The sequence below is a fragment of the Actinacidiphila acidipaludis genome, assembly GCF_019890725.1.
Taxonomy (GTDB): Bacteria; Actinomycetota; Actinomycetes; order Streptomycetales; family Streptomycetaceae; genus Actinacidiphila; species Actinacidiphila acidipaludis.
This window is the reverse complement of sequence record NZ_JAINZZ010000049.1, coordinates 1-23,365: the sequence shown is the minus strand read 5'-3', so window position 1 is coordinate 23,365 and position 23,365 is coordinate 1. Positions and strand designations below refer to the sequence as shown.

The 23,365-nt window shown below is 73.1% G+C and carries 24 protein-coding genes; 8 read left to right on the top strand and 16 right to left on the bottom strand.

Features of this window, described 5'->3' with window-relative positions:
• Positions 1-11: 11 nt before the first annotated feature.
• From K7862_RS28180 to K7862_RS28150, 7 genes are all read right to left on the bottom strand, one after another.
• Entirely contained in the window at positions 12-758 is a 747-nt protein-coding gene (locus tag K7862_RS28180) for a GvpL/GvpF family gas vesicle protein (RefSeq protein ID WP_222967429.1), read from the bottom strand.
• Positions 755-1,213, bottom strand: a complete 459-nt coding sequence (locus K7862_RS28175; protein ID WP_222967428.1) for a gas vesicle structural protein GvpA — start codon at positions 1,211-1,213, stop codon at positions 755-757. Before K7862_RS28175 ends, K7862_RS28180 begins: the two co-directional genes overlap by 4 nt.
• Before the next feature lie 59 nt (positions 1,214-1,272).
• A complete protein-coding gene (gene gvpO / locus K7862_RS28170) occupies positions 1,273-1,590 on the bottom strand; it encodes a gas vesicle protein GvpO (RefSeq protein ID WP_222967426.1) in 318 nt (105 codons plus the stop codon).
• Positions 1,591-2,512: 922 nt separating this feature from the next.
• Entirely contained in the window at positions 2,513-2,830 is a 318-nt protein-coding gene (locus K7862_RS28165; protein ID WP_222967423.1) for a DUF2795 domain-containing protein, read from the bottom strand.
• 220 nt (positions 2,831-3,050) lie between these two features.
• The gene (locus K7862_RS28160) at positions 3,051-3,233 is read right to left on the bottom strand and encodes a hypothetical protein (protein ID WP_222967421.1); all 183 of its coding nucleotides are present in this window, start codon (positions 3,231-3,233) and stop codon (positions 3,051-3,053) included.
• Positions 3,234-3,325: 92 nt separating this feature from the next.
• Entirely contained in the window at positions 3,326-3,523 is a 198-nt protein-coding gene (locus K7862_RS28155) for a hypothetical protein (protein ID WP_222967420.1), read from the bottom strand.
• A 148-nt stretch (positions 3,524-3,671) separates the two neighbouring features.
• Positions 3,672-3,881 carry a hypothetical protein gene (locus tag K7862_RS28150; protein ID WP_222967419.1) on the bottom strand — a complete coding sequence of 70 codons (210 nt, stop codon included), beginning with the start codon at positions 3,879-3,881 and terminating at the stop codon, positions 3,672-3,674.
• Positions 3,882-4,067: 186 nt separating this feature from the next.
• On the opposite strand from K7862_RS28150, the gene K7862_RS28145 reads away from it, so the two are divergent.
• Positions 4,068-4,940 (top strand): alpha/beta fold hydrolase, encoded by an 873-nt coding sequence (locus tag K7862_RS28145; RefSeq protein ID WP_222967418.1) that lies wholly within the window; start codon positions 4,068-4,070, stop codon positions 4,938-4,940.
• Between the two features lie 86 nt (positions 4,941-5,026).
• Here the strand turns inward: K7862_RS28145 and K7862_RS28140 are convergent, their stop codons facing one another.
• The 7 genes from K7862_RS28140 to K7862_RS28110 form a co-directional block, all read right to left on the bottom strand.
• A complete protein-coding gene (locus K7862_RS28140; protein ID WP_222967417.1) occupies positions 5,027-6,352 on the bottom strand; it encodes a S53 family peptidase in 1,326 nt (441 codons plus the stop codon).
• Between the two features lie 127 nt (positions 6,353-6,479).
• A complete protein-coding gene (locus K7862_RS28135) occupies positions 6,480-8,603 on the bottom strand; it encodes a hypothetical protein (protein ID WP_222967416.1) in 2,124 nt (707 codons plus the stop codon).
• Positions 8,604-9,024: 421 nt separating this feature from the next.
• On the bottom strand, positions 9,025-10,188 hold the full coding sequence (locus K7862_RS28130; protein ID WP_308012227.1) for an ATP-binding protein: 1,164 nt from the start codon (positions 10,186-10,188) through the stop codon (positions 9,025-9,027).
• A 306-nt stretch (positions 10,189-10,494) separates the two neighbouring features.
• Positions 10,495-11,256 (bottom strand): alpha/beta fold hydrolase, encoded by a 762-nt coding sequence (locus K7862_RS28125; protein ID WP_222967415.1) that lies wholly within the window; start codon positions 11,254-11,256, stop codon positions 10,495-10,497.
• Between the two features lie 74 nt (positions 11,257-11,330).
• The gene (locus K7862_RS28120; RefSeq protein ID WP_222967413.1) at positions 11,331-12,626 is read right to left on the bottom strand and encodes a sialidase family protein; all 1,296 of its coding nucleotides are present in this window, start codon (positions 12,624-12,626) and stop codon (positions 11,331-11,333) included.
• Between the two features lie 276 nt (positions 12,627-12,902).
• Positions 12,903-13,820, bottom strand: a complete 918-nt coding sequence (locus K7862_RS28115) for a dihydrodipicolinate synthase family protein (RefSeq protein ID WP_222967411.1) — start codon at positions 13,818-13,820, stop codon at positions 12,903-12,905.
• Positions 13,820-15,265, bottom strand: coding sequence for a sialate:H+ symport family MFS transporter (locus K7862_RS28110; protein WP_222967409.1), 1,446 nt, complete (start codon positions 15,263-15,265; stop codon positions 13,820-13,822). Before K7862_RS28110 ends, K7862_RS28115 begins: the two co-directional genes overlap by 1 nt.
• Positions 15,266-15,349: 84 nt before the next feature.
• Here K7862_RS28110 and K7862_RS28105 point away from each other — a divergent pair, with 84 nt between their 5' ends.
• The 4 genes from K7862_RS28105 (at position 15,350) to K7862_RS28090 (ending at position 19,248) form a co-directional block, all read left to right on the top strand.
• Positions 15,350-16,102 carry a FadR/GntR family transcriptional regulator gene (locus K7862_RS28105; RefSeq protein WP_222967407.1) on the top strand — a complete coding sequence of 251 codons (753 nt, stop codon included), beginning with the start codon at positions 15,350-15,352 and terminating at the stop codon, positions 16,100-16,102.
• 34 nt (positions 16,103-16,136) lie between these two features.
• A complete protein-coding gene (locus tag K7862_RS28100; protein WP_222967405.1) occupies positions 16,137-16,970 on the top strand; it encodes an endonuclease/exonuclease/phosphatase family protein in 834 nt (277 codons plus the stop codon).
• A gap of 183 nt (positions 16,971-17,153) precedes the next feature.
• A complete protein-coding gene (locus tag K7862_RS28095; protein ID WP_222967403.1) occupies positions 17,154-17,735 on the top strand; it encodes a metallophosphoesterase family protein in 582 nt (193 codons plus the stop codon).
• A gap of 115 nt (positions 17,736-17,850) precedes the next feature.
• A complete protein-coding gene (locus K7862_RS28090) occupies positions 17,851-19,248 on the top strand; it encodes a geranylgeranyl reductase family protein (protein ID WP_222967402.1) in 1,398 nt (465 codons plus the stop codon).
• Positions 19,249-19,253: 5 nt separating this feature from the next.
• On the opposite strand, the gene K7862_RS28085 is transcribed toward K7862_RS28090, so the two are convergent.
• On the bottom strand, positions 19,254-19,610 hold the full coding sequence (locus tag K7862_RS28085; RefSeq protein ID WP_222967401.1) for a maleylpyruvate isomerase N-terminal domain-containing protein: 357 nt from the start codon (positions 19,608-19,610) through the stop codon (positions 19,254-19,256).
• Positions 19,611-19,724: 114 nt separating this feature from the next.
• Entirely contained in the window at positions 19,725-20,699 is a 975-nt protein-coding gene (locus K7862_RS28080; RefSeq protein ID WP_222967400.1) for an aldo/keto reductase, read from the bottom strand.
• Between the two features lie 250 nt (positions 20,700-20,949).
• Between K7862_RS28080 and K7862_RS28075 the strand changes: the two genes are divergently transcribed.
• The 3 genes from K7862_RS28075 to K7862_RS28065 all read left to right on the top strand — a co-directional run.
• A complete protein-coding gene (locus K7862_RS28075; RefSeq protein ID WP_222967477.1) occupies positions 20,950-21,846 on the top strand; it encodes a helix-turn-helix transcriptional regulator in 897 nt (298 codons plus the stop codon).
• A 91-nt stretch (positions 21,847-21,937) separates the two neighbouring features.
• The gene (locus tag K7862_RS28070; RefSeq protein WP_222967399.1) at positions 21,938-22,555 is read left to right on the top strand and encodes a TetR/AcrR family transcriptional regulator; all 618 of its coding nucleotides are present in this window, start codon (positions 21,938-21,940) and stop codon (positions 22,553-22,555) included.
• A 226-nt stretch (positions 22,556-22,781) separates the two neighbouring features.
• Positions 22,782-23,365, top strand: a 584-nt coding sequence (locus K7862_RS28065; protein WP_222967398.1) for an SDR family NAD(P)-dependent oxidoreductase, incomplete at its 3' end; no start/stop codon positions are given.

The following is a 23,365-nucleotide window of genomic DNA, read 5'->3' as shown; positions in this document are numbered from 1 at the left end:
CGGCTCCGGGGTCAGACCGCCGGGGCGGCCGAGGCCGTGGCCGGCTCGACGAAGCTGTACGGCGGGAGCGGGCCGTTGACCGTCAGCTCCAGGTGCGGGTGGTCCCGCGCCAGCTCGTCGACCGCGGTCAGGAACTGCCCGGCCGACTCGGCGGTCAGCAGGAAGGACAGGTCCGCGATCCAGGCTTGGCTGCCCGGACCGGACTGCACGGCTTCCGCGTGACCCGCCAGCTTCTCCCGGACGAGTTCCGCGTCCCGCTTCTCACGGGCGTTGACCGCGGCCGCGACCATCTCGCCGAGTCGCAGCTTGTCCTCGTGGGTGCCGCCGCCGGCCGTCCGCTGCGCGTCGCTGACGGCGCGGATCTCCGGCTCCTCGGCGAGCACCTGGTGGATGACGGCGTCGGTGCGGTGGACGGCCTTCAGGTTGTACTCGGCCTTGCCCTCCAGCGCGGACAGCCGCTCCCGCCAGTGCTCGGCGCGCTCGTCGAGCACCTTGCCGACGGCGCCGTCGTCGTCGGCGAGGCTCCCGAAGCGCATCGGCAGGACCGGGCCGTTGGACGCCGCCGCGTCGACGACCCGCTGATGGGCCATCAGGTCACGGCGCTTGGGCCGGATCCCCGCCGGCGCCTCGGCCACCACTGCGGCCAGATCGTCGTGCTTCACCACGCGGACCGGCCTGGCCGGGTCGCCGACGCCTGTGAGGTCCTCGGGCAGGTCCAGATCGTCCGCCCGTGCGATCGCGTAGACGTAGGTGGTCACTCGTCGTCCTCCTTGCTGCTGCTGCTGCGGCGGCGCGCGGAGGCGGATGAGGAGGTCCGGCGGCGCGGCGCCGACTCCTTGTCGTCGTCGCCCGTCTTGCTGCGGAAGGCCTCGGAGACGGTCTCCGCCGCTCCGGCCAGCGCTCCCTTGGTCTTGCCGCGGGCGCCCGATTCGGTCACGCTGCCTACGATGTCCGGCAGCCCCGGGTCCTTGTTGGGCCCGGACTCCAGGTCGAGGCGGTTGCAGGCCTCGGCGAAGCGCAGATAGGTGTCCACACTGGCCACCACCACGCGGACGTCGATCTTGAGGATCTCGATCCCCACCAGTGAGACGCGCACGAAGGCATCGATCACCAGACCTCGGTCGAGGATGAGTTCGAGCACGTCGTACAGGCTGCCGGAGCCGCCGCCTCCGCTGCGGCTGGGGCCGTTCTGTGTGGCTATTGCCGTCGTCATGTCGGGCGTGCCTCCCTTGATCTGTGGCGCGGGGACGGGCCTGCGCCCTGAGCCGTAGGTCAGGTGCGGTCGCTCCTGCCGCGCTCGTATCGGCGGACACGCCGGTAACCGGTGAGCGTGCCCTGGTCGTCGACGGTGACCTCGTAGGAGGCCAGCAGACTCGCGGTGTCCGGCACGCGCTCGAGCTCGAGCACCTCGACCGTCAACGCCCAGCCGTCGCCGCCCTCGTTGCGGGCCAGCGACGACACTCCTTCCGCTGTCACACCGGTCAGTTCGGCCAGTTGGTCGCGCGCCGCGCGGACCACGTCCATCGGGCCGAGTGCCGTGTCCGTCGATTCCTTTTTGTCGCTGTGAGTTGTGCTGTCCTTCTCGGCCATGGCGACCTCGGTGTCTCGCGTTACCGCTGCCCCTGGGATCAAACCCTTGTGCGACAACTGGGTGGACTGGGTGGAGGTGACGGGTCGTCGGCGCCTGTCAGACCTCGGCGGCTTCGTCACCCGTCCGCCCGGCTTCCCCGTCACAAGGTCTTCACGCACGTGAAGACCGGCTGGCAGGCGCGGCGACGGGCGTGCGCCCCGGGGACCGCGGGCAACTCCCGTGCGTGCCACGGCCGATGCGCCGAAGGCCACCGCCGGATGTGGCCCGGGTCATAGATGTCGTTTCGGCAACGGGCAGTTGAGCTTCGCCTCGGCCTTCGGGCGGGCGCGGCCTACGTCTCCCGGGGGGACGTCGCCGTGCGGCGCTGGGACGGCACGGGTAGCCGCACGGCTCGGGATGGCCGGAAAATGCCCCCCGGAGGGGGCATCGACGACAGGGGTGTGCGGCGCGGACGTCGTACTGATGGCCGGTGCGCGTGACCTGGTGATGCGGACGGAGGGCGTGCCCCCGCCGGGCGGCTCGCGCGCGGAGTCGAGTCCGGTGACGCCGGACGACGGTCGGTCGACGAGGACGTGCGCGGGCCGCCTGCGACGGCACCGGACCCGAACTCGGGGCCCTGGCATTGCCGGAGGCGGGACATCCGCTCGTGGCGGCCGAGTGAGAGGTGCTGCGCGAGAGGTGCTGCTACTCCCCCCGGAAGACGTCGAAGCGGCCGACCCCGCTGCTGCCGGGGACGGCCTTCACCGCGGGGCTGATCGCGGGCCTGCACAGCCCGGCGGACGTCGGAGCCGCGGGACGTCTCGCGTCGTCCGCGGCCGCGTCCACCGTCGGGCGCCTCGGCGGCCGCCCCGACCTGTCACGTGTGCGGGGAGGGGACCGACGAGGCGCGTCTTGGGGCCGGAGCGGCGCCGGGCCGGGCGGTCAGCGCTCCTCTTCCTCCTCGATGGGGGGCTTGGGAACCTCTCGCAGCTGCTGCGCCAGGCCGTGCTTGCCGCCGACGCGCGCCTGCGCGGCGCGCTGCCCCTCGCTGAGGCCGAGGTCGGAGGCCGCGTCCAGCCGGACGGAGTGGGCCACGTCGGAGCGGTTCCCGTAGCTCTCGGGCGGGAGCGCCCGCAGCGCGGCGACGACGTCGCCGGAGGCGCCGGCCGCTGCGGCCGCGTCCACCAGGTCGTCCTTGCCGGCCGGGAACGTCACGTCCTTGATCGCTTCCAGGACGTCGGGTACGCCGGGGTGGGTCATCAGGCCCCCTTCATCGCGCGGAGCCGGCCCGGCGCCGTCGGCGCCGAACCCACACTTGCACCACTGCTAACCGTGCTGGACCGGCACAAACACCTGTCGCGAACCCGCTCGCCCGGATACCCGCGCAGGGCCACCGTCGGTGAGCGGCCGCGACGCCATGTGCTCGGCCTTCGAGGAGTCGTTCATCCGGGGGCGGGGTCCCGGCACGCAGACCCGGGGTTCAGTCCTGGCCCCGCACGACCGTGCTGTCGTCCTCCTCGGGGTAGCGCCAGGCTTCGGGGCCCGTCCGCCCCGCCCGAGCGGGCAGGCACGTGCGGGGCCGGCCTATGACCGGCTGGGCGGTGGTGATGCGGCTCGGAGGGCGGTGGGCGGCCGGCCGGCCGCCGATTTTCTCGTGGTACACGATTCCTCATTCGTCTCTGGCGCGGATCGGATGCGCGGGGGCGCGTACCGGAGCGCGAGGGCGCGTACCGGACGTGCCGCGGGAACGGTTCCTCAGGATCTGACGATGGCCACGATGAGCAGGACGACGGCCACCGCGACCACGGCGGCGACGATCCCGAGGGTCCATGCCTTCGCTCCGGCCGGCTTGCTCGCGGGCTCCTGCGCGGGCTCAGGGGTCTGCCCCCACTGCTTGCCTTGGGTCTGGTCCCAGTGCGGCACCGGGTCGGGAACGGTCTCTCGATCGGACATGGCGCCTTCCTCCTCGTCTCGGCTGCCCGCTACGGCGTGCACTCACTGGCGGCGCTCGGTGCCGCCGTGGCGCTGTACGGGCCTTGGTGCGCGCTTTCCCTGGGGAAGCGGCAGCATGCCGCGAGGGGAACGGCCGGGAAGCCCGGCGTCAGACGTAGTCCTTGGACTGCCGGGGCTCGACCGGTTCGTCGTCCATGCCCTCGCCGGGCGAGGTCAATCCCTTGGGCAGGGGCGTTCCCTCGTCGACGACCCTGCGCCCGTCGTCGTCCCGCTCGTCCCGGTCCTTCCGCCTGTCGCGGTCGTCGCGGTCCTCGCGGCCGGTCCGGGCTGCGTCCTGTTCATGCTTGCGCTCGGTCACTCACGGCCTCCGTGTGTCGGTGAATCCTCATCTGTTCGCCTCACCGATACGGTCAGGCCGAAACACATCGGATACAACGGTCGCACCGGCGCACGGCTGCCGGGGACGGCGCGGTGGCGGTGGCGGATCCGGTTCCGGCTCCGGTTCCGGGTCCGCGGAGACAGCGCGGTGCCGTACGTTCCCGGTATGACAATCCTGCATCTCGCCGACGGGCGCGCGCTGGAGTACCTGGTGGCCGGCCCCGCGGACGGGACACCTCTGGTGCTGCACAACGGCACCCCGTCCGCCGCGCTGTTCTTCGAGCCGATGGTCGAGGCCGCCCACCGGCACGGGCTGCGACTGGTGGCCTACAGCCGGCCCGGCTACGCGCTCTCGACACCGCAGCCCGGCCGCAAGGTCGCCGCGGTGGCCGCCGACGTCGCGGCGCTCCTGGACGAACTCGGGGCCGACCGCTTCCTGACCGCCGGCTGGTCCGGTGGCGGGCCGCACGCCCTGGCCTGCGCGGCGCTGCTGCCGGGGCGCTGCCTGGGTGCGGCGACGATCGCCGGTGTCGCCCCGTACCTCGCCGACGGACTGGACTGGCTCAGTGGCATGGGCGCGGAGAACATCGAGGAGTTCGCGGCCGCCGGCGCCGGGGAGGCGCCGCTGACCGCCTTCCTTGAGGCGCAGGTGCCGGTCCTGGCGGAGGTGGAGGGTGCCCAGATCGCCGCGGCACTGGGCGACCTGGTGTCCGAGGTGGACCGCCGGGCCCTCACCGACACGTTCGCCGACTACACGGCGGCCCTCTTCCGCGCTTCCGTCTCGGCCGGTGTCGCCGGCTGGCGGGACGACGACCTCGCGTTCGTCTCCGACTGGGGATTCGACCTCGGCGGGGTCAAGACGCCGGTGTCCCTGTGGCAGGGAGCCGAGGACCGCATGGTGCCGTTCGCCCACGGCCGCTGGCTGGCCGGGCGGCTGCCGCTGGCGACGGCGCACCTCGAACCGGACGAAGGACATCTGTCGCTGCTGCTCAACGCCTTCGACGCCATCGTGGCCGAGTTGACGGCGTACCTGGGCTGAGACGGTCCGTCACGACGGCCCGCCGTCGCAAGAGCGGCGGGCCGTCACCGGCTCGTGGGCGCGGGACGAACGGAGACCTCGCCGCGTCAGAAGGCGGCGATCCCCCTCGGCGTGCCGTTCCCTGTCGGGCCGTCGTAGCCGGGGACGGCGTTGCACTGGTAGTCGCCGCCGCAGTCAGGGCCGTTGGCGCCGCCGACGACGTCGTTGAGGTCCGCGGCGTGCGTGTAGAAGGAAGACGCGTCCGGGTAGCGGCCCGGGTTGCCCGCCAGGCCGATCACGCCCGCCAGGAAGGGGGAGGACGCGCTGGTACCGCCCACGATGGTCCAGCCCGGGTCGATGGCGGTGGCGGCCACGTGGCCGCCTCCCCCGCCGTTGGGGTTGGTGAAGTAGACGGCGGGACCGGTCTGCGGGTCGGCGACGGCCGAGACGTCGGCGGTCGTCCGCCCGGGGCAGTTCTCGTCCGTCTGCCAGGCCGGCTTGTCGATCCACGCCGAACAGCCGCTGCCCGCGCGGCTCCAGGCGGTCTCGGTCCAGCCGCGCGCGCCGGCCGAGCGGGACAGCGAGGTGCCGCCGACGGCGATGACGCTCGTATACACCGCGGGTACGCTGGGGACGGTGTAACCCGAGTCGCCGGACGACGCCAGGATCGCCACGCCCGGGTGGGCGTAGTCGGCCGCGTGGGCGGCGACGCCGTTGTACTCCGTGGCCCCGTAGCTGTTGGACACCTCGTCGGCGCCGAGGGCCACGGCCGTGTCGACCGAGGCCGCCAGGTCGCCGACCGCGGGCGAGTCGGCGCCTACCAGCAGGATGTGGCAGGACGGGCAGGCGGCCGAGACCATGTCGAGGTCGAGGGCGATCTCGATGCCCCAGCCCTCGTCGGGTTGCGGGGTGGCCTGTCCCCGCTGATCGACCTGCCGGAAACAGCCGTTGGCCGTGGTGCACGCGGGCAGCCCGTAGGTGGCACGGTAGACGGCCAGGTCGGACTCGGCGCCGGCGTAGCTTCCGGCGTCGACGATGGCCACGGTCTGGTCGTCACCGCCGGTGAGGGGCAGTTGGTAGGCGGCGTGCAGATCGGACGGGCTCAGGCCGTCGGGCAGATCCGCCGGGTCCGCGCCCGCCGCGGTCCTGGCCGCCCTGCCGCGCGGGCCGGTTCCGCCGTGCACGTCGGTGCGGACCTGCGCGAGGCAGCGGGCGAAGCCGGGAGTCGCCGCGCCGCACACGTCGACGGTGTCGGCGGCGCGGGTGCCCGCCGCCGAAGCGAAGCCCGGGACCGAACTGGACCTGTTCGTCACGCTGTTCGCGCTGGTGGCCGCCTGCACGGGCCGTAACGGCGACGTGTCCGCGGCCGCCTGGGCCGTGGCGGGGAGCAACGCGCCCAATGCGGCGGTCAGACCGATGACCGCGGTGGTCAAGCGCTGTGCGCGCCTTGTCCGTTGGGATGACATGGTGGGATCTCCTCCTGTCCGCGCGGGCCCGCGGTGGCGGGCCCGCGCGAGGGAAGCCGTCGGGATGGGGGAAGGAGGACTCGACGCGGCCGCGTCAGTACCGGCTCGCGGGCGCCGCCGCCACGGTGTACGCGTCGGTGATGGTCTGCCGGAGCGAACCGCCCAACGTGTCCTTCGCAGTGACCTCGAGAACGGGCGAAGCAGCCGCGGCCGAGGCGGGGTTGGCCCACAGCGCCACGTAGTGCCCCTGTGTCCCGGCGGCGGTCGCGGTGCGCCAGGTCGTGCCGCCGTCGAAGGACACCCGGACGGTCAGCGACGTGACCGGCGCGGTCGAGCCCTTGCCGCCGTAGGAGATGTGGCCGACGTCCACCGTCATCGCCTGCACAGCCGAACTGCCGGTGTCGGTGAGGTCGGCGGCCAGGTCGCAGCTCATGGTCAGCGCGGGCAGGATCTGGCAGGGGGTGTCGGCGCTCGCGCCGTCGCAGGAGTCCGACGCGGGCAGCGCGCTCGCCGGGTCCGGCGTGGCCGGGCTCTTCACCGTCAGGTCGGTGACGGTGTGGGTGGACTGACTCACGCTCGGGTCGCCGCCGGCATCGGTGGTGAGCACCACCCGGTACGTCGCGGCGCCCGTCGGCACCCCGGTGAGGACCGCCCCGGCGTACGGGTTCGAGGCCACCGGCTCCCCGTCGACGTAGGCCGTCAGGCTCGCGTTCCGGAATCCGAACCCGGAGTGGTCGGGGTCGCTGTCCCCGGCGGTCTGGTAGTTCAGCGAGGCCACCGGGCCTGCCGTGCACATCAGGCACCAGGAGTTGGTGTCGTCCGTGTGGTGCAGGCCGAGGGTGGGTGCGAGGGGGCCGTGGAACCAGTCGACGGCGTACGTCCGGCCCGCGGCGAAGGCGCGCGCGTCGCCGTGCATCATGGCCGCGGGTCCCGAGACGGTCTCGGACCAGAGGCTTCCCGGGTAGGTCTGCACGTACTCGGTGAGTCGTGCGGGGAACGTGAGGAACGAGTATCCCGAGACCTCGTCGGTGCCCGACGGATAGCCGCTGTCGTAGGGGCCGGCCAGCAGCGAGCCGGTCGTGTCCGCGGCCGCCGGATCGGTGGAGAAGCTGTGGTGCACGGTCGCCGTCCGGCTCGGGTCCACGGCGTACGCCTGGTCGGCGTCGATGTGGTCGGCGCTGAACGCGACGTCGTAGCGGTAGGCGTCGGCCGGGTCGGTGGCGACGGTGTCGAACCGGGTCCGGTACTGGAGCCTGCCGATACTCGGTGCGGACGCCGGGGCGACCGCGATGTGGGCGGTGCCGCTCCAGGTCGACACGCCCATGCTCGCGGCAGCCTGCCCGGTGGCGTCGACGCGTTCCACGTCCAGGGCGGTGACCTCGCGGACCGAGGGGCGCGGCGTGGTGAGGCTGACGGTGGCGGTGGCCGTCCGGGCGTCGAGGGCGACCGTGGGTCCGGTCCCGGTGTCCGGCACGGTGACGTCCGGCGCCGTCACCTGGCGCAGATCGGTGAGGTCACCGTCGTCGTTCCAGGTGGGAAAGACCGTCGCGACGGTGTAGTTGCCGGCCGGCACGGCGATCCGGCCGAGGCCGCCGGCGACCGGCATGTCGGCGGCCTCACGCGCGAGGGAGTCGTTGTTCATCACGAACGCGTCCGTGTCGGCCGGAGCGCCGAGCGCGTCGGTGGCCGTGACCTGCAGGATGTGCAGGGGGTAGTGCGGGGTGACGACGCGAGGCCCGGCCGCGTCGGTGACGGCCGCGCGGGTGCCGCCCGCGGTCATGTCGGCGAGTCCGTCGGTCAGCGGTGTGCTGCCGGGGCGGCGTCCTGCCGCCACGTCGGCGGCGATGCGCTGGTGCAGCCGGGCGGCGAACGCCCTGCCCGCGCCGGGCGCCAGATAGCCCTGGGCGGTCGTGCCGGCCACCGACGTCAGGGTGACGCCGGGAGGCGCGGTGGGAGCGGTTCCGGCCGAGAACGCGAGCGTGACGGGTATCCGGGCCTCGTCCGCCGGGCCGGTGCGCGCCAGCGCCGTCACGTCGAACAACGAGGGATCCAGCCCCCTGCCCAGGTACGGCAGGGCGTCGACCGGCACCACGTAGTGGTCGGCGTCCGCCCCCGGCTGCCAGGAGACGACGCCGTCGTCCTGCGCACCGGCCGGCTGCAGCAGATAGGACGTACGGCCTGTGGCGTCCTTGCGGACGGTGACCTTCTGCCCCGTCACCAGAGTCAGTGACGAGGCGTCCGCTGGGGCGTGCGACGACGGCCCGCCGGACACCGTTGCGGACACCGCTTCCGGCGTGTGCGCAGCGGCCGACGTCGTGGCCGCCGCAGTCGCCGAGCCGGGCAGAGTTACGGCAGCGGTCACGGCAAGGGCGGCCGCCAGTAAGCCTCGATACCGGTGCCGGCGGGGGCCGGGCGTGAGGATCGGCATTGCGTACCTCCTGAAAAGGGTCGCGGCAGCCCCGGGTACGAGCGGCCGCTCGGGAAGTCCCACCCTTAACAACTCCCGCTTGGGCCCATCTGGTTGACAACGAATTGGTGTCACCCTGGCGAGGGGCACGTCGCTGCGTCCGGCGACGCGAGGGCCCGGGGCGCGGAGGCGCCGGCCTCAGCGGGCGTGGCGCGGTTTTCCGCGCACCGTTTCAGCGGCCCTCGCCACCCCGCAGCACCCGCCGGACGACTGCGGCGGCCCGTGCGGGATCGGCTCGCAGCCACGCCCCGAGGTGGTCACGCACGGCCCCGGCGACGGCGGAGCGCACTTGGGTGCCGCCCAGGACACCGCGCGTGGCGCCCTCGAACTCCGGGGTGTCGAGCTTCACCGACACCACGGCGGTCAGGCCGACGCCGATGGCCTCCGGGCTCAGGTCGGGAGCGGTCTCCGGCAGCAGCCCCTGCTGACGGGCGTAGGCGGTGAGTGCCGCCGCCAGACCGTCGCGCAGGCCCAGAAGGTGTGTGCCGGCCTTCGTGGCTCGGCTGTTGGCGAAGCCGTGAATCCGCTCCTCCGGATCGTCACGCCACCGCAGAGCCACCTCCACCGTCCCGGCCGACCGCTCGTCCTCCACTTCGAAGCCGAAGATCTCCGGCTGGGCGGGCCCGCCCGCCCCGGCATCGAGGAACGCGACGAACTCCCGCGCGCCGCCCGGGAAGTGCAGGCGGAGGGAGAGCGGGCCGTCGGCGGGGCGCTCGTCGGTCAGCGTCAGGTCCAGACGGCGATTGAGGAGGGCCACTTCGCGCAGCCGGTCGGCGAGCTCGTCGAAGGCGCAGTGCGGATCAGGGAAGATCTCGGGATCGGGCCAGAAGGTGATGGTGGTGCCGTCACCGGTCGCCGGACCCCCGGCCACGGCCGGCTCGGTCGCGACGCCGCGCGCGTACTCCCGGACCTCCCGCGCTCCCCCGCTCTCCACCTCGGCCGTCATGCGGGTCGACAGGGCGTTGGCGACGAAGGGACCGAGGCCGATCGAGCTGACGAGCACGCGTCGGCGGCCATCGGCCCGTGACCAGACGTAGTCGCATGTCAGCAGGTCCTCCAGCGCGATCCCATCGCCGCTCCCGGACCCGGCCATGGGCACACCGCCTCCGTCATCGGCGACGCACACACCGCCGTCAGCCCTCAGCGTGACGGTCACCCGACTCGCGCGGCCGTCCAGGACCTCGTCGACGGACCGTCCGATCACCTGGAACACCATGGTGTGCAGACCGCGTTGTGTGGTCGTGCCCACGTACATCCCGGGTCGCTTCCGTACGATCTGCGGCCACTCCAGGACCGTGATGTGACTGGCGTCGTACCGGAACGCGTTCTCCCCCACGACATCTCCCCTCGACAGCCTCAAGAGCCAGCCCCCAGCCTAGGGAAATCACGAGAAAACACCAGGTCAGAGCCTATGTTGCGAAGCCGTGAGCGGGTCCGTGCGGCCCTGCCGCACCCGGCCCGGGCACGGGCGTCCCGGATCCGGGGCTGCGCCTCGTCCCTCCCCCGCCCAGGCCCGGGACGACCCCTTTCCCGCCGCCGTGACGGCCCTGTTTTCCGGAGATTCCGGCCGCGCCCTGGGGTGTCGCACGACGGCGCCGTTCGGGGCCGCACCGTGTCGTTCGGGCACCAGCACCGGGCCGTGTCAGGGACCTGCGGTCAGGAAGTCCGCCATGGCGTTGACGAACTCCGGTGCGGCGACGGCGCTTCCGTGGTCGCCGGGGACGAGCGTCAGGGTGCTCTGCGGCAGGGCGTCGGCCAACTGATGTGCGGAGGCGGCGCGTTCGTCGTCGGCGCCCATAAGGAGGAGCGTCGGGACCTGGACGGCGCCGAGCGACTCCACCGGCGTGTCGACGATCGAGTCCAGCACATGCAGCAGGGCCACCGGGTCCTCACCGCGGGCCAGCATCGCTTGGGCGGCCCGGTCCTCCGCCGAACCCGGTTCGACCGATTCCGGGGTGGCGAAGATCCGCCGCAGGAACGTCCCCGCCCCTCCCCCGGTTCCGATCACTTCACGCAGCCCCTGACCGCCGACGACAGCACGCCGCGGTGCTGCGCCACGCACCAGCATCCGCACGACGATCCGTGCCCCCAGAGAGTATCCGCCGAGGTCGTAGTCCTCCAGGCCCAGGTGCTCGACGAGCGCGAGGGCGTCGTCGGTGAGCACGTCGGGCGGGTAGGCGGAGGCCTCCTGGGGCTTGGCGCTCAGGCCGTGGCCGCGGAAGTCCGGGAGGATCACGCGGTGCTCCCGCGCGGCCGGCGTCCCGACCTGGCCGCGGGCCAGCCACAGCGTCCCGTCGCCGGTGATGCCGTGCAGGAGGACCAGCGGTCTTCCCGTCCCCACCTCCCGGTACGCCAGGCGCACACCGTCACGGGCGGGGAAGTACGACACCTCGGGGCTCGGCACGTGCGGGAGCGTACACCCGGGTCGCCGTGACCCTGGCCGCACTGAGGCGGTGCTGGCGGTGCCGCGCCGGGGCGTCAGGAGCGGCGCAGGGCGGGCAGCGGGATGCGGACGAAGACCAGCGTGCTGTACGGCGACGACGTGCCCGTCTCGTAGAGCAGGCCGAGGGTGCCGGCGTCGACGAGCGTGAGATCGCTGTAGCCCGCCGGGAGTTGGGAGAGTGTGATCGCCGTGGCCCAGGTCCGGCCCTCGTCGTCGCTGACGCGCAACGCCATCGCCGCCCGGACGGAGGGGTCGGAGGGTCCGGCGAACACCAGTGGGCCGCCGGGCGTTTGCAGGACGCTGCCCTGCACCACGGGACCGGCCAGGGCGGGTTGCGGCGCGTACGGCCGCACGAGTGTTGCGCCGCCGTCCCTGCTCCAGGCGTCGACCCGCGGGGCAGGGGCCGTGCCGTTCTGGTTGCGGGCGTTGAAGTAGACCTTTCCGTCCGGGAGTTGGGCAGCCGTGGACTCGTTGGCGTTGACGACGCCGTCGGGGGTGTCGTCGGTGAAGCCGATGCGCCAGGTCCTACCGCCGTCGTCGCTGAGCAGGCAGTGCCCGCCGTAGTACTTCGCCTCGGTGCCGGTGTCCGAGGACCCGGGCGGCGGTGGGGTGGAGTGGTTCGCCGGGACGACGAGCCGGCCGCGATGCGGGCCGGCGGTGAGGGCGATGGCGTGTCCGGGGCCGGTGGCGTACCAGCGCCATTCCGGCCGCTTCGCCCGGGCGGTGATCTCACTCGGCGGGCTGAAGGTGCGGCCGTCGTCGGTGCTGCGCTGCACCCACACCCGGCGTCCGTCGCCCGCCCGCACCTGGCCGGCCATGATGGCGGCCTCGGTCGCCTCCGCGGCGTTGGTGCAGGTGAGCAGGACGAGATCGCCGGTGTGAGGGTCCACGACGGGGCTGGGATTTCCCTGGGTGCCGGTGCCGTCCCCCGCCACCACGACCGGTGGCCCCCACGTGCGGCCGCCGTCCCGGGAGCGCTTGGCGACGACCACGATCCTGCCGGTGTCCGAACTGCCGGCCCGGGCCTCGGCGAACGCCACGAGGGTGCCGCGACGGGTACGGATCAGCGCGGGGATGCGGAAGGAGGCGTAGCCCTCGGTACCCGAGGTGTAGGGAACGGACTCCTCGAACGGAGCTGCCGGTGCCGGGGAGTTGGGGGCGGCGGGCTCGGAGTGCCCTGCCGGGACGCCGCCGCCCGGGCCGGATCGCGGTGACCCCGCGGGGTGCGGCCCCGCGGGTTCCGCCGCGACCGCCCGGGCGGACTGCCCGGCCCACGCGAGGATCCCGGCGGCGAACGGAACGGCGACGAACCGACGGCGGTCGAACGGCATGGCTGCCTCCTGGTGTTGCGCTCAGTAGGTGCTGCGGCCCCCACGCGCCGGCCCCCTGTGTGCTGGGGTCCCGGCGTGCTCTGGTCGCTGCGTGCTCGGTCCTTGCGTGCTCGGGTCCTTGCCTGCTTGGCCCGTCCGGTGCCCCGGCCCGTCCGGGTTCCTCGGCCCGTCCGGGTGCCCCGGCCGGTACAGGTTCCTCGACCCGTACGGGTTCCTCGGCCCGTACCTGACGCCCGCGCGCCCCGAGAAGCCCGGAGCCGCGCCCGCCCTCGCCTCTCAGCCCACCCGGCTCAGCCCCGCCGACTCGACGAGAGCGCTCACGCGCCGCGCCTCGTCCGCCGTCAGCGGCAGCAGCGGCTCCTGCGCCCGTGCGCAGGCGATCACCCCGCGGGAGGCGAGCGCGGCCTTGAACGCTCCGAGGGCCGCCGAGATGGGTCCCACCCTGCCGCGGTCGGCGACGTCGATGATCCCGAACAGGGCGGTGAGCCGCCGCTGTTCCTCGCGTGCGGCCGCGAAGTCCCCCGCGCGGGCGGCTTCGTAGAGCCGCACGTACCCGTGCGGGTCGACGTTGCCGAGGCCCGGCACGATCCCGTCGGCACCGCGCGCCATCGCCAGGTCGGCGAGCGTCTCGGACCCGGTCAGGCACGTCGCGCCGCTGCCCGCCGTACCGTTCATGACCTTCTGGAAGCCCTCCAGGTCTCCCGAGGAGTCCTTGACCGCCGTGATGACCTTGGCCTGGGCCAGTTCGCCGACCAGCGCCGACGGCAGCTTGACGTGGACGTTCGACGGGATGTCGTAGGCGACGACGGGTAGTTCGAGCCGGGCGTGCAGCAACTCGTAGTGCGCCCGTACCTCCGCCTCGCCGATCCCGACGTAGAAGGGCGCGGTCACCACCACCGCGTCCGCGCCGAGCTCCTGCGCCCGGCGGGCGTGGTCGAGCACCCGTCGTGTGCCGGTGTCGATCGCCCCCGCCAGCACCGGCACCTGACCGGCGGCGGTGGCGACCACCGTGCGCAGGGCGGTGTCCCGGTCGTCGTCGGAGAGCTGGGCGATCTCCCCTGTCGAGCCGCCGACGAAGAGGCCGTGCACGCCCGCGCCGAGCAGGAAGCCGGTGAGGCGTTCCAGCGACGCGGTGTCCACCTCCCCGTCGTCGGTCAGCGGGGTGCACAGGGGCGGGATGACTCCGTGGAACATCAGACCTTCTCACTGGTGGGGAACGAGGTGGTGCTCGCCGGGCGGTCGGCGCGACGGGCGTCCGCGGCCCGCTGCACACGCGCGGGCACATCGAACGCGATCAGCAGGACCACGACGGCGGTGACGGCGAGGGACAGCACCGCGATGGCGGTGCCGAGACTGAGCGGCTGGGCGAGCTTGGCGCCGAGGACCGGTGCGGCCGCACCGCCCAGCGCGCCCACGTTGTAGCTGAAGCCGAGGGCGGCGGCGCGCAGTTCCACCGGGTAGTGGTCGCTGACGTACTTGGGCAGGACGCCCGACGCGCCCGAACTCGTGCCGACGAGCAGGAAGAGCAGCACCCACAGCGCGACCGTGTGGCCCTCGCCGAGCGCGAAGACCGGATACACGAAGACGAGGGACGCCACGAGCATGGCGACGTACGCGCGCCGGGTGCCGAACCGGTCGCCGAGGTAGCCGACCACGACGCTGCCGACGGCGTAGCCGAATCCCGCGTAGAGCAGCGCGTCGGAGACCTGGGCGGGGTCGTAGTGCAGGTCCGTCTTGAGGTAGGTGGGCAGCAGCGACTGCAGTGGCCAGGAGTACAGGAACGCGCAGAACACGGTGACCATCAGGGCCACGACGACCGGCCACAGGTGCTGGGCGAAGCCGACGGCGAGCACCACGAAACAGGCGGCGATGACCGCCACCAGCGACAGGGTGACCGCGAGCGACTCGCCGCGCAGCACGACGAGCAGGGCGACGGCCGCGACCACGCACACCGGCAGGTTCCACAGTCCGGCGCGCCCGGCGAACAGCCGCCCGGTGGCGCTGACCTGTGGCTTCCCGGCCTTTCTTGCCTCCTGCCAGTCGGTGGCCTCCGGCAGCCGCCGGCGCAGGTAGATGGCGAGGACCACGGGCAGGACCCCGATCCAGAACAGCACCCGCCAGCTCGTGTGGGGCACCACCCAGGCGTACGTCTTGGCGGCCAGCACGCTGCCCAGCGGATAGCCGGAGAGCAGCATGCCGCTGGCGGTGTTGCGTATCCGCTGCGGCCAGCTCTCGATGATGTACGTGGCGCTGGCGCTGTACTCGCCCGCCATGCCCAGGCCGACGATCATGCGGAACGCGAAGAGCGACCAGTATCCCCAGGCGAAACCGCACAGGACCGAGCCGACGGCGTACAGGCAGATGCTCAGCACCATCGCCGGCCGCCGCCCGAAGCGGTCGCCGAGCGCGCCGAGGGCCAGGCCGCCGAACCAGCGCGACACGAAGGCCGCGGAGACCAGGGTCGCCGCCCGGATCGTGGAAAGGTGGAAATCCTTGCTGATCTCGGTGAGAACCAGGGTGATCAGGACGAAGTCGAAGCCGTCCATGCCGTACCCGAGCCAGGCGGCGGTGAACGCCTTCCAGTCCTGTCGGGCCAGGGTCGCGCGCCACCGCAGCGGCGGGGCGGGTGAGTTGCTCATGCGGCTCGCATCCTCGAGAGCAGGTGGGCGGGAAGGTAGGACGTAGGATGTCCGACGTCCTACCGTGGCGGTAACCTAGGCTCCATGCCAGCGCAGCGCAAGCCCCCCGCCACGGTGTCGCCGGTGCCGGAGAGGCTGCGGCCGCCTTCGGTCCAGGACCGGATCGTCGACATGGTCGTCGCGATGGACCTCGACCCGGGCGACCCCCTGCCGCCGGAGCCCGAGCTGATGCGCACGCTCGGCGTCAGCCGCAACTCGGTGCGGGAGGCGCTCAAGGGCCTGCAGGCGCTCGGCATCGTGGACGTCCGGCACGGCTACGGCACCTACGTGGGCACCGGGGCGCTGCGCTCGCTCGCACCCGGCCTGCTGTTCCACTCCCGTCTGGGGGTGCGCCGCGAGAACCCGCGGGCGCTGCTGGACATCGTCGAGGTGCGGGCACTGCTGGAGAGCGGGCTGATCCGCCGGGCCGCCCGCGAACTGAGCCGGGCGGATCTGGACCGGCTGCGGGACGAGCTGGAGGCGCTCGCCGCCGGCGGTGACGAGGGCCGGGCCGGCCACGACCGCCGCTTCCACGAGCTGCTGTACGAACCACTCGGCAACGAGCTGGCGCTCCAGCTCATCGCGCTGTTCTGGGACGTCTACCGGCAGCTCGAGGCCGACATGGCCAAGCCGCGCACCGACCACGAGCACGTGGTGCGGCAGCACGGCCAGGTACTGGCCGCCCTCGAGGCCCGAGACCCCGACGCGGCGGCCGCCAGCATCGCCGAGCACTTCGCCGACATCTCGGCCCGCATCGGCCAATGGGCCGCCACCCGGACCACCTCGCCCCAGACCTGACCGCCGTCCCGGGCGAGGAAGGGCGGTACCCGGCATGCGCGTGCTGACGTGGAACCTGTGGTGGCGCTTCGGTCCGTGGCAGGAACGGCGCGAGGCCATTCTCACGGTGCTGGACGAGCTGCGGCCCGACATCGTCGGCCTGCAGGAGGTGTGGGCCGCCGATGGGGAGGACCTGGCCGGGTGGCTGGCGTCCCGCCTCGGCATGCACGGGACGTTCGCGCCGTCCCGCGCGCCGCAGTCCTGGCAACGGCGTCTGGGTGACGCGCATGTCGGCATCGGCAACGCCGTACTGAGCCGGTGGCCGATCACCGAGCACGCGACCCTGGAGCTGCCGTCCGGCCCGGGCGAGGATGACGGCCGCGCCGCCCTCTACGCCCGTGTCGACGCTCCTCGGCACCAGGTGCCGTTCTTCACCGCGCACCTCTCCGCGGCTCTCGACGCGTCGGCGTTGCGCTGCCGGCAGGTCCGGGCGCTCGCCGGGTTCGTCGCGGCGCGCTGCGGTGGCACCGGCTTCCCGCCCGTGGTCACCGGGGACTTCAACGCGTGGCCGGACTCCGACGAGGTGCGGCTGTTCGGCGGGTACAAGACGGCCCCCGCGGTTCCCGGCAGGGTCCTCTTCGACGCCTGGGAGTACGCGGACCCCGCGCAGCCGTCAGCGACCTGGAGCCCGGCCAATCCCCATGTCGCGGCGGGCTTCGAACCCGGCGTTCGCGTCGACTACATCCACGTCGGGCCGCCCCCCGCCGACGGCCTCGGCTCCGTCCTGGCCGTCCGCCGCGCCGGCGACACCCCCGTCGCCGGCACCTGGCCCTCCGACCACTTCGCCGTCCTCGCCGACCTCCGAGTCCCGACGCCACCGCCGGCCTGACAGCTCTGGGCCGCATCCAAGCAGACGGCAGCGACAGGCCGGCCACGTAGCGGGGCGCCGTGGTCCGTCGGACGTCTCCGCTGTCCGCGGCACGCGCCGACACGCCGTCAGCGGGGCTGGTAAAGCACCGGCGTGGGAAGGTCGGGGTTGGAGGCTGGGTGTCGAGGTGGTGGAGGGTGTGGGGTGCGGCTGGTGCTGACGACGGACACGCACGTGCCCAAGCGGGCGCGCCGGTTGCCGGACGAGCTGCTGGCCGCGATGGACGCGGCCGATGTCGTGTTCCACGCGGGCGACTGGGTGGACGAGGCCACGCTCGACCTGTTCGAGGCCCGGGCCCGCCGGCTGGTCGCGGTGTACGGCAACAACGACGGGCCGGGGCTGCGGGCCCGCCTGCCGGAGATCGCGCGCGTCGAGTTCGCGGGCGTGCGGTTCGCGGTGGTGCACGAGACCGGGCCGGCCCGGGGGCGTGAGGAGCGCTGCGCGGAGCTGTACGGCGACGCCGACGTCCTGGTCTTCGGGCACAGCCACATCCCGTGGGACACCACGGCCGGCTGCGGCCTGCGGCTGCTCAACCCCGGCTCGCCCACCGACCGCAGGCGGCAGCCCCACTGCACGTACATGACCGCGACGGCGCGCAACGGCGCGCTCTCCGACGTCCGTTTGCACCGCCTTCCGCCCCGCACGCCGGCCGCGCAGCCAAGCGCCGGCGGACGCCGCGCGGGCGACTCCGGTACGGCGGGCCCGGGCCCCGACCGTGCCCGATGAGCCGGGCGAGGACGCCGGAGGGCCGCCTCCCGGCCGTACACGGCACCGCATTTCCACAGACCCCACACCTCACCTGCCGCAACTTCCGCTTCGAGGACCGCCCGGAGGGGTAGCGATGGGTGACGTGGACGACGCAAGGGACAAGAACGACTCGCAGCACCCGAAGACGCCCGGGCATTCGCGCGAACCGGACGCCACCCCGCAGCCCCGGGCCGCCCGGCCGGGCGACCTCACCACCGCCCAGGACGCTCAGGTCATCGTCGTGGGCGCGGGACCGGCCGGCTCCAGCACGGCCTTCCACCTCGCCCGCGCCGGCGTGGACGTCCTGCTGCTGGAGAAGGACGAGTTCCCCCGGGAGAAGGTCTGCGGCGACGGCCTCACACCACGCGCCGTCCACCAGCTCGTACGGATGGGCGTCGACATCACCGGCGAGGGCTGGCACCGCTCCCGTGGCATGCGCTGGGTCTGCGGCGACCGTGACGTCCTCATCGACTGGCCGGTGCTGGCCCGCTTCCCCGACTTCGGACTCACCCGGACGCGCCACGACTTCGACGAGATCCTCGTCCGGCACGCCCAGGCGGCCGGTGCCCGCCTGCACACCGGTGTCAAGGTGACCGCCCCGCTCACCGACCGCGCCGGGCGCGTCGTGGGCGTGCGGGCCGCCGCGGGACCCGACGGCGAACCGGTGGTGCACCGCGCACCGCTGGTCGTCGCGGCCGACGGCGCCTCGGCGCGGCTGGCGGTCTCCCTGGGCGCGCACCGCGACCAGAACCGTCCGATGGCCACCGCGGTCCGCCGCTACTATCGCAGCCCGCTGCGCTCGAGCGAGGAGTATCTGGAGCTGTGGGCCGACGTGCGGCACCCCGCCACCGGTCACCGGCTGCCCGGCTACGGCTGGATCTTCCCGATGGGCGACGGCCGGGTGAACGTCGGTCTCGGCCTGCTGACGCGCCGTCACCAGCGCTCGGCCGACCTGCGCGGGTCCATGAACGCGTGGCTGGCCCAGACACCGCCGGAATGGGGACTGGACGACGCGGGCGCGGACGGCCCGGTGCGCAGCGCGGCGCTGCCGATGGGCCTCAACCGCCGTCCGCAGTACGGGCGGGGGCTGCTGCTCGTGGGTGACAGCGCGGGCTCGATCAGCCCCTGGAGCGGCGAGGGCATCTGCCAGGCGATGGAGTCGGGCGAGGCCGCGGCCGAGGTGGCCGCGCTGGCCCTGACCCGTCCCGAGGGACCGGGCCGCGAGCGGGTACTTCGGGGATATCCGGACGAGCTGAACCGCCGGTGGGGCCGCTACTACCGGCTGGGCAACTTCGCCGCGACGTACGTCCTGAGCCGCGCGGGCTTCGCACCCCTGCTCAACCACTACATCACCGGCCGTCCCGCGCTCATCGGGGGGCTGGCCCGGCTGCTGACGAACCTGACGGACGAGCCGTCCCGGGACGGGATCGACCACGTCCTGAACACGCTGGTCCGGCTCACTCCGGCGCCGATCGGCCGACGACGCCGCTGATTCCGTCAGACCGCCGGAGGTGTCCAGCCGGGGTCGCGGCCGAGGACGGCGACGATGCGGTCCAGCGTCGGCGCGTCCTCGGCGGCCGGCACGACCGGCGCGAAGGCCGCGCGGTCCGTCCGGCCGGCGTCGTCGCCCTGGCGCACGGCGAGGGCGATCGGAACCGTGGCGCTCAGCACCTCTGCCTCACCCCGGGCCGCGGCCGCGAAGCCGTGGTTCTGGCCGGTCATGTGTGCCGGCAGCTGCCGCAGATCCCAGTGCCCGCAGGGGATCGGCACGCCGAGCGCCACCTGGTCGACCGACGTCACTAGGGCCGTCGCCACTGCCGTCGCTTCCCGGTGCCGCGCCCGAAGATCGCTCATCCGCCGACCTGGCCCGGCCGCCGGGCCGTCGTCCTTCGGTTCTCCGGCCGTTGACGCGTCGACCCGCCCGGTGCCGCGGCGGGGGACGGACTCCCCCGCCGCGCCGGCCAACTCTCAGTAGCGGGCGCCCTCCGGCGCCGGGATCGCGTCGAGCTCGGCGAGGTCTTCCGCGGACAGGCGGACGTCAGCGGCGCTTACGTTGTCGGCGAGGTACTTCGGGGTCTTCGTGCCCGGGATCGGGACGACGTGCGGCCCCTGCGCGAGCAGCCAGGCGAGCGCGACCTGTGCCGGGGTGAACCCGGTCCGCTCGGCGACCTCGCGGACCTTGCCCGCGATGGCCAGGTTGGCCCGCAGGTTCTCCTGCTGGAAGCGCGGCAGGCGGCGGCGCTGGTCGTTCTGCGGGAGTTCGTCGAAGGACGCGAACCGTCCGACCAGGAAGCCGCGGCCCAGCGGGGAGTACGGCAGGAGGCCGATGCCCTGCTCCACGCAGTACGGCAGGACCTCGGCCTGCACGTCACGCGTCCACAGCGAGAACTCGGACTGCACGGTGGTGACCGGGTGGATGGCCTGGGCACGCTTGATCTGCTCGACGCTCACCTCGGACAGGCCGATGTGGCCGGCCTTGCCGGCCTGCACGGCCTCGGCCAGGGCGCCCCAGGTCTCCTCGAGCGGCACTTCGGGGTCCACGCGGTGAAGCTGGTACAGCTCGATGTGGTCGGTGCCCAGACGGCGGAGGCTGTCGTCGATGGCCGAACGGACGTGCTCGGGACGGCCGTTGGGCTTCACGAGCGGGGAGCCGCCGGGGCCGCCGGTCGGGTCGATGGCCTCCATGCCCACCTTGGTGGCGATCACCGCACGGTCGCGCCGGCCGGCCAGGGCCCGGCCGACGAGTTCCTCGTTGGTGTAGGGGCCGTAGACGTCGGCGGTGTCGATCAGGGTCACCCCCAGGTCGAGCGCCTGGTGGATCACGGAGATGGACGTCGCTTCGTCACGCGGGGTCGCCATGTCGTAGGCGAAGGTCATGCCCATGGCGCCCAGACCGATGACGCCGACCTCGGGGCCGTTGATGCCGAGGGTGGTGTTGCGCATGGTGTGCTCTGCTCTCGTACCGGTTCGGAGGGCTGCCTGATCGCGGTGATCACAGCCCGTGCGGAGTCGCCGCCGGATCGACGGATCCTGTGCGGCTCCCCCACCGTCGCGCGTGACGGGGCCGAGTGGCAGGTCGAGCGGTACCGGGGAGCGGCGTTCCAGGGAGTGACACGGCCCCCCAGAGCCGGTCCGCTCCGCGACGAAGGGCTGGCATGCTGGAAAGGTGACCCCTGACCAGCACAGCAACGACATGGCGCGGTTCCTGCGGGCGCGCAGGACGCAGCTCACGCCTGCCGAGGTGGGCCTGCCGACGGGTCCGGGGGTGCGCCGCACCCCGGGGCTGCGCCGCGAGGAACTCGCCACGCTCGCCGGCGTCAGTATCGACTACTACACCCGGCTGGAACGCGGCAGGGAGACGCACCCGAGCCCCGCGGTCGTCGACTCGCTGGCCCGCGCGCTGCGGCTGGAGGGGGACGAGCACGAGCATCTGCGGCAGCTCGCCGCGCGGGCCGCGCGGATCGCCCCGGAGCCGCCGACGGCGCCGAGCCGTACCGTGCGGCCCGGCATCAGGCTGATGCTGGAGAACCTGCGGCCGAGCCCCGCCTACGTGCTCAGCCGCACCCTGGACGTCCTCGCCGCCAACCCCGGCGGTCTGGCGCTGTACGCCGGCATCGACGACTGGCCGGCCAAGCAGCGCAACCTCGCCCGGTACTACTTCCTCCACCCGGCCGCCCGGGACGTGTTCCCCGACTGGGAGGGCCAGATCCGCGGGTGCGTGGCCCGGCTGCGGGCGCTGGCGGGCACCGACCCGGACGCCCCGGACCTCGCCCAGCTCGTCGGCGAGCTGCTGCTCAAGAGTTCCGACTTCGCCCACCTGTGGGAGCGTTACGACGTCCGCGCCCACCGCGCGGGGACCAAGCGCTTCCGTCACCCCCAGGTCGGCGATCTGACGCTGGGCTATCAGCCCATGCAGCTCGAGGACACCCCGGGCCACCGTCTGGTCGTCTACTACGCCGAGGCGGGCAGCGCCGACCACGACGCCATGGTGCTTCTCGACCTACTCGGCACCCAGAACGCACCCGCGGCGGCGGACGGCGGCACGGGCTCGGTGAGCGGGACCGGCACGGACGCCCAGCGGAAGCACTAGCGGGAGGGCGGCCCCGGCCGTCCGACCGCTGCGGCCACTCATGAGCGCTGGACCACAGACATAAGTAGACGGTCGGTCGTATATTGGTGATATGGGCCGTACCAGCAACGCACGCGAGAGGATCCTCGGCGCCGCTCAGTCCCTCATGGCGCAGCGAGGCTACTCCGCCCTGGGCACCGCCGAGATCTGCAAGGAAGCCGGCGTCCCGAAGGGCAGCTTCTACTACTTCTTCGACTCCAAGGAGGCGCTCGGCCTGGCCGTGCTCGACGAGCACTGGGAGGCCCAGCGCGCGGACTGGGACCGTGTCCTGAGCGCGGACGCCGCCCCGCTCGAACGTCTGCGGAGTCTCTTCGAGGAGACGGAGGCGGGCCAGCAGGCCGGCCAGCGGAGCTGCGGCACCGTCACCGGCTGCATGTTCGGCAATCTGACGCTGGAGCTGAGCAACCAGGCGGAGCCGATCCGCGCGCGCCTGCAGCACATTTTCGAGGCGCAGGTCGACATGGTGCACGAGGTGGTCTCCGAGGCAGCACGGCGCGGCGAGATCGCCGTCTCGGACCCCCGCGAGGCCGCCCGAGCGATCGTGGCCCAGCTCGAGGGCCAGGTCCTCTTCGCCAAGCTCTACAACGACAGTGAGCAGCTCGGCGTGCTCTGGCGGAACTGCCTCGCCATCCTGGGCGCCCACGCGGCGGGCGCGGGCACGGCGGCCTGACCGCGCCGCCCGGCCCCCGCCCCACACCCGCAACCCCCTCTCGCCGGGCCGTCCTGACGCCTGCCCGCACTGAGAGGCCCAGCCTCCCACCTGGGAGGAAGCAGGTCCTGGGCGGACCCCTCCGGAACTTTGACTTCACGTCGCGAGGGTGCGTTACTTCTATTAGTTGACCGGTCGGCTAGTACCGGGAAACGCCACCGCACCAACCCACACGACGAAGGTCACCATGAACTCTCAGAACCAGAAGGTCGCAGTCATCACCGGCGCATCGCAGGGCATCGGCGCGGGACTGGTCGAGGCCTACCGCAAGGCCGGCTGGGCCGTGGTCGCCACGTCCCGCACGATCGCCCCCTCGGGCGACGCGGACCTCGTGACGGTCCAGGGCGACATCGCCGACCCGGCCACCGCCGACCGCGTCGTCTCCGCCGCCGTCGAGCGGTTCGGGCGCGTCGACACCCTGGTCAACAACGCCGGCGTCTTCGTCGCCAAGCCGTTCACCGACTACACCGCGGACGACTACGCCACCGTGACGGGTATCAACCTCACCGGCGTCTTCCACATCACGCAGCTGGCGATCGGTCGGATGCTCACCCAGGGAGGCGGTCACGTCGTCAACGTCACCACCAGCCTGGTCGACAACGCCGACTCCCGCGTCCCGTCGGTGCTGGCCTCGCTGACCAAGGGCGGCCTGCAGTCCGCCACGAAGTCCCTGGCCATCGAGTACGCGACCCGCGGCGTCCGCGTGAACGCCGTGTCCCCGGGCACCATCAAGACCCCGATGCACCCCGCCGAGACCCACGAGGTCCGCCG